The sequence below is a fragment of the Oscillochloris sp. ZM17-4 genome (assembly GCF_019599295.1).
Classification (GTDB): Bacteria; Chloroflexota; Chloroflexia; order Chloroflexales; family Chloroflexaceae; genus Oscillochloris.
On the sequence record NZ_JAIEWN010000024.1, the window covers coordinates 80,709 to 87,338 of the forward strand.

5 protein-coding genes are annotated in these 6,630 nt (G+C 64.3%); all 5 read left to right on the top strand.

Translation table 11 applies throughout. The features are described 5' to 3' along the window. Positions 1 to 527: 527 nt before the first annotated feature. Positions 528 to 2,345: a peptide ABC transporter substrate-binding protein gene (locus tag K2Z83_RS17360; protein ID WP_220596459.1), complete on the top strand. Its 1,818-nt coding sequence runs from the start codon at positions 528 to 530 to the stop codon at positions 2,343 to 2,345. Between the two features lie 136 nt (positions 2,346 to 2,481). Beyond that, entirely contained in the window at positions 2,482 to 3,438 is a 957-nt protein-coding gene (locus K2Z83_RS17365; protein ID WP_220596449.1) for an ABC transporter permease, read from the top strand. 67 nt (positions 3,439 to 3,505) lie between these two features. Next, positions 3,506 to 4,540 (top strand): ABC transporter permease, encoded by a 1,035-nt coding sequence (locus tag K2Z83_RS17370; RefSeq protein WP_220596450.1) that lies wholly within the window; start codon positions 3,506 to 3,508, stop codon positions 4,538 to 4,540. 262 nt (positions 4,541 to 4,802) lie between these two features. Further along, positions 4,803 to 5,249, top strand: coding sequence for a hypothetical protein (locus K2Z83_RS17375; protein WP_220596451.1), 447 nt, complete (start codon positions 4,803 to 4,805; stop codon positions 5,247 to 5,249). Positions 5,250 to 5,262: 13 nt separating this feature from the next. Then, a complete protein-coding gene (locus tag K2Z83_RS17380) occupies positions 5,263 to 6,441 on the top strand; it encodes a phospholipase D-like domain-containing protein (protein ID WP_220596452.1) in 1,179 nt (392 codons plus the stop codon). Positions 6,442 to 6,630: the final 189 nt, after the last annotated feature.

Sequence of the window (6,630 nt, forward strand, 5' to 3'; positions counted from 1 at the left end):
GGAGCGGGGAGCGCAGAGCGTAGAACGTAGAACGTAGAACGCAAAACGACACATGTTGAATTGCCTATGAATGCTCTGCGCTCTGCGCTCAAGATATGCTTTACAATTTTTACATATAAGAACCGACGCTGTAAACGAATACAGCTCTTGCTGTGTACCTTAAATGCCCGTCTGAGCTTGACAGATAGGCGTGTGTTGTGTTACCTTTAACTAATCCTCACAAGTGTCAACGAAGAATAGACGAGCGCGCCGTGGTTATCACGCGCCACATACTCGTACCCTGTTGCGAAGGTTCTCGCCCAACGCCACATAGGTGGCCAAAGAGTTAGGATCTGTCGATAGGCACAGGCATATCGGCTGGGGCGAGCCCCAAGCGGACAGACCATTGGGATGATGGGATAACGAGAATGCCGGGGGCTGAGGAGCCGCCGATATTCGCGCTACCCTGAATCTATAGTGTGCCCCCTTAAGTTTGGAAGTAGGAGGTTCGTGTGACCCACAAACGTCTCTGGACGTGGCTCGTCCTCATGGTTACCGCAGCGACGCTGCTGGCCGCCTGTGGCGGCGCGCCCGCACAGACTCCCCCGACCGCTGCTCCGGCCGCCGCCGCCACCGAGGCCCCGGCCGCCGCCACCGAGGCCCCGGCCGCCGCCACCGAGGCCCCGGCCGCCGCCACCGAGGCTCCGGCCGCCGCCGCCACCGAGGCCCCGGCCGCCGCCACCGCCGGCGGCAAGCTGACCATCCTCTACTGGCAGTCCGTCACCATCCTCAACCCGCACCTGGCCTCCGGCACCAAGGACTTCGACGGCGCGACCGTCATCCTCGAGCCGCTGGCCCACCGCAACGACAAGGATGAGCTGGTGCCCGCGCTGGCCGAGGAGATCCCGACCGTCGAGAACGGCGGTATCGCCGCCGACGGCACGAGCATCACCTGGAAGCTCAAGCAGGGCGTGAAGTGGTCGGACGGCAGCGACTTCACCGCCGACGATGTGATCTTCACCTGGCAGTACTGCGCCGATGAGGCCACCGCCTGCACGACCAGCAGCTACTTCACCCCGGTGAAGTCGGTCGAGGCGATCGACCCCTACACGGTGAAGGTTACCTGGAATGCGCCCTCTGCCAACCCCTACCTGACCTTCGTCAGCTACAATGGCCTGATCCTGCAGAAGGCGCAGTTCGAGAAGTGCGTCGGCGCGGCGTCGATCAGCGACGCGGCCTGCCAGGCGGCCAACCTGGCCCCGATCGGCACCAACGCCTACAAGCTCAAGGACTTCAAGCCCGGCGACACGGTGCTCTACGATAAGAACCCTGAGTACCGCGACGCCGCGAACACCTTCTTCGACGAGGTCGAGATCAAGGGTGGCGGCGACGCCGCCTCGGCCGCCCAGGCCGTCTGCCAGACCGGCGAGGTCGACTACTCCTGGAACCTGCAGGTTCCCGCCGCCGTGCTCTCGCCCATCCTTGAGTCCGGCCAGTGCGACGCGGTCACCGCAAGCTCGTCGGGCATCGAGCGCATCGTGGTCAACTTCGCTAACCCCGACCCGGCTCTGGGCGACAAGCGCTCCGAGCCCGATCAGCCCCACCCCTTCCTGACCGACCCGGCCGTCCGCCAGGCGATCAACATCGCGATCGACCGCAAGGCGATTGCCACCAACCTCTACGGCCCGACCGGCGAGGCCACCTGCAACACGGTCATGGCCCCGGCCCAGGTCGTCTCGCCGAACACCAAGTGTGACCGCGACGTCGAGGCGGCCAAGAAGCTGCTCGATGACGCCGGCTATGTGCTCAACGGCAGCGTCCGCGAGAAGAATGGCATCCCGCTGGTCGTCAGCTTCCAGACCAGCATCAACACGCTGCGCCAGGGCGAGCAGGCGATCATCAAGTCGAACCTGGCCGAGATCGGCATCCAGGTCAACATCAAGGCGATCGACGCAGGCGTGTTCTTCGGCGGCGATACCGGCAACCCCGATACGCTGAACAAGTTCTACGCCGACCTGCAGATGTACACCAACAGCCCGTCCGACACTGACCCGCAGGGCTACTTCGAGGGCTGGACCTGCGCGAAGGTGAACTCGTCGGCCAACCAGTGGCAGGGCGGGAACGACGGCCGCTACTGCAGCGCAGAGTACGACGCGCTCTTCGAGCAGTTCTCGAAAGAGCTCGACCCGGCCAAGCGCAATGAGCTCGCGATCGCGCTGAATGACCAGATCGTCAAGGATAACGGGATCATTCCGCTGATCAACCGCTTCACGCCCAACGCCAAGGCCAAGACCCTGGACGGCCCGGTCGGCACCACCTTCGACTCGGGGCTCTGGAACATTCACACCTGGAAGCGCGTCCCGTAGGGGCGGAGGGGCTTCCAGCCTCGTAGGTTGATAGAATCCGATGTGCTGGAGTTCGCCGGCAAAGCCGGCGAACTCCAGCGCAATAAGGTACCGTGTCAGTTAGAGCGCGCATCGCTAACGTTTGAGGAGCCGGTCGATGACCCAGTATATCCTGCGCCGTGTGCTGATTGCCATCCCGACCATCCTGGTGATCAGCTTCGTCATCTTCGCCATTCTGGCCCTGGCTCCTGGCGATCCGCTGGCGCAGTTTGCGCTCAACCCGGCCATCCCTGAGTCGACCCGAGAGCGCATCCGTGCATCGCTCGGCCTCGATCAGCCCTGGCCAGTGCGCTATGTGAAGTGGGTCTCCTCGGTGTCGCGTGGCGACTGGGGGATCTCCTTCAACACCAAGGCCCCGGTGCTCGATCTGGTCTGGCAGCGCCTGCCCCAGACCCTGCAGGTTGTCGGCCTGGCGTATCTGATCGCTATCCTCCTGGCTATACCTATAGGCATTATATCAGCAGTAAAGCAATACTCGTTTTTTGATCAGATCGGAACCATCTTTTCTTTTATCGGGTTCTCGGTCCCATCCTTCTTTACCGGCCTCGTGCTGATACTTCTCTTTGCTGTCAACCTCAAATGGTTTCCCATCGTCTACAAGACGGTTGATGGGAGTGGGTGGGCTGGCTTTGGCGAACAGATCCGCCAGATGTTCCTGCCGGTCACGGTGCTGGTGGTGCAGCAGACCGCCGCGCTCACCCGCTTTATGCGCTCCTCGATGCTCGATAACCTCTCGCTCGACTATGTGCGCACCGCCCGCGCCAAGGGCCTGAAGGATCAGACGGTGGTGCTCCGCCACGTCCTCTCAAATAGCCTCATCCCGGTGGTGACGCTGGTCGCCCTCGGCATCCCGACGATCTTCGCCGGCGCGATCGTCACCGAGAACCTGTTCCGGGTGAACGGCCTCGGCGCGCTGCTGATCACCTCGATCCAGAACTCCGATACCCCCGTGGTGATGGCGCTGACCTTCATCTTCGCCATCCTGACCGTCATCTTCAACCTGATCGCAGATATTATGTATGGCCTGCTTGACCCGCGGGTGCGCTTCTCGTAGGGTTCGCCGCCATGTCTGCTGGTTATGTTCCCACCAACATGACCGCTAGCGAAGTGAGGAAGACCATATGTCTGAGGCGAACCAGGCCATGGACACCCCCGCAAAGGCCAATCTGACCACACAGGCGCAGCAGCTGACGACCGGCGTTGCGGTGAAGCCGCGTACGCTTGTTGGTGATGCCTGGCGTCGCTTCCGTAAACACCGGCTGGCCATGGCCGGGGTGATCATCCTGGTGTTCTTCACCCTCGCGGTGTCGCTCGGCAGCGTCCCGTATCAGAGCTACCTTGTGGGCCAGCTTGCGACCTCCGGCATGCCGGTGCCTCAGGAGAACCCTGATCTGCGCGTGCTGATCGACCACCTCGACTTCCTGAACCTTCTGGTCGCGCCAAACAGCGTCCACCTGCTCGGCACCGACGACCTCGGGCGCGACCTGCTTGCCCGCAGCCTCTACGGCGGGCGCGTCTCGCTGCTGGTCGGCCTGGTGGCGATGCTGATCTCGATCGTGCTCGGCACGGTGATCGGCGCGGTGGCCGGCTTCTTCGGCGGCACGATCGACCAGGTGCTGATGCGGATCACCGACCTGTTCCTCTCGCTGCCCGCCGTCCCGCTCATCCTGCTCACGGTCTACCTCTTCCGCGACCCGGTGATCAAGGCGATGGGCTCCCCCGAGGCCGGCATCTTCATCATTGTGGTGGTGGTGGTCGGCGGCCTGGCCTGGATGCAGACGGCCCGCATCGTCCGCGCCACCTTCCTATCGCTCAAGGAGAAGGAGTTTGTCGAGGCGGCTACGTGCCTCGGCGTCGGCAAGGTGGCGATCATGTTCAAGCACATCCTGCCCAACGCCCTCGGCCCGATCATCGTCGCCGCCACCCTCGGGGTTGGCAACGCGATCATCACCGAGTCGACGCTCTCCTTCCTCGGCGTGGGCTTCCCGCCCGACACGCCCACCTGGGGCCGGCTCGTCACCGATGGCAGCCAGTACCTCTCGGTGGCCCCCTGGCTGGCCCTCGTCCCCGGCGCGCTGATCTTCCTCACGGTGCTCAGCATCAACTTCCTCGGCGATGGCCTGCGCGACGCGCTCGACCCGCGCTCGCGGCTGTAGGCGAGGGGACAGGGGATAGGGGACAGGGGATAGGCAGCATCAAAGATTTCTCCTAGGGCTACGTCATGTTCACATGCGCGGTGGGCCGCCCTCCCGGCCGTTTACGGCCGGGCCTGGGCGCAGGCCGGGCGATACTACAATGACGTGGCTGCGATCCCTCCTCTCTCGCTTGCGGGAGGGGGGGGACTGTGTTAAAGTCGCTTGTGATGTCTCCTATGGTCGACACCCTGTACCCTGTACCCTGTACCCTATACCCTCTCATATGAGCGACAGCGATAATCTTACCCCCCGCCAGCTGCGCGCCGCCGAGCGCTTCCAGGAGGATGAGGGGCTCGCCGGCAGCCTGACCGATGAGCCGGCGAGCCAGCTGGTTCGCTGGGCCTGCGAGGCCGCTGTGCGCGCCGCAGCGCCGCAGTATAGCGACGAGCAGGCCGACGCGATGCTCGCCGCCATCCGCCAGGCCACCCGCCAGGCCGCCCGCCAGGCCGCGGCCGGTGGCCAGGACGTGATCGCTGTCGCTCAGGCCGCTCTCGCCATGATCGCACCTGAACGAACCGAAGTGTCTGTGGCTGAGGTGGCTGAGCCCCAGCCCCCAACCCCCAACCCCCAACCCCCAACCCCCAACCCCCAACCCCCAACGACGCTACGCCGCAGGATCGAGTCGCTCCGCGTCCGTCTGATCTCGCTGATCGGGCACCGGCCGAGCTGATACAGGAGAAGCGATGCCCGCCCGCAAGTCCACCCGCAAGCAGCAGCCCGGCGGTCAGAACAACATCCTCGGCGCGGTGATCGTCGCCTGCATCCTCGGCATCGGCTACCTGGTCAGCCAGGGTGTCATCGACCTGAGCCGGTTCGGCATCGAGCCGGCGGCCCTCGGCATCCCAACGAGCCCGGCAGCCGCCCCATCCGCCGGCGGCGCGGGCGATATCCAGGTCTTCTTCACCACGCCCAGCCTGGTCTACCCCGATGTCCCCAAGAACCGCACCCCGCCGCCGCACGAGCTGGCGATCGTCGCCGACATCGACGCCGCCGCCCGCAGCGTCGATATGGCCACCTACGAGTATAACCTGACGAGCATCTCGCAGGCCCTCGCGCGGGCCAAGCGGCGCGGCGTGCGGGTGCGCCTCGCCCTCGACCGCGAGAACCTCGACGACCCGGTGATGGCCAAGTGGGCCGGCGTCGTCCAGGCCGCCAAGATCCCGGTGACCTGGGAGGAGACCGACGCCTTCCTGCACAGCAAGTTCATTATCATCGACGGGCAGACGGTCTGGACCGGCTCGTGGAACGCGACGACCAACGACACCTACCGCAATAACAATAACCTGCTGCGGATCACCGCGCCGGCGATCATCGCGAACTATCAGGCCGAGTTTGACCAGATGGCCGAGAGCCTGTTCGGCACGAAGAAGACATCCCTGACGCCCAACCCGCTGGTGCAGATCGGCACAATGCGTATCGAGAACTACTTCTCGCCCAAGGATAAGCCCCGGCCGCAGATTGTCGAGGAGATTAGCCGCGCCCGCCAGAGCGTCGATTTTTTGGCCTTCTCCTACACCAGCGACGACATCGGCGATGCGATGATCGCCCGCCAGCGGGCCGGCGTGCCGGTGCGCGGGGTCTTCGAGAAGCGCAACGCCCAGGGCATCGGCAGCGAGTTTGAGCGGCTGACGAAGGGGAAGGTCGATGTGCTCGTCGATGGCAACTGCTACACGATGCACCACAAGGTGATCATCATCGACGGGCGCGTGGTGATCACCGGCTCCTACAACTTCACCGGCCGCGCCGAGGACGTGAATGATGAGAACCTGATCATCATCGACGACCCGGCGATCGCCCAGCTCTACGAGCAGGAGTTCGAGCGGGTCTACCGCCAGGCCCAGAACCCGACATCGTGCGGCTAACCCCCGTAAGGGCGCAGCAGCGCCGCGCTGCTGCGACCCAACAGCTCGACGGAGAGAATAACCGACATCGTGCGGCTAACCCCCGTAAGGGCGCAGCAGCACCGCGCTGCTGCGACCCAACAGCTCGACGGAGAGAATAACCGACATCGTGCGGCTACCCCCCGTAAGGGCGCAGCAGCGCCGCGCTGC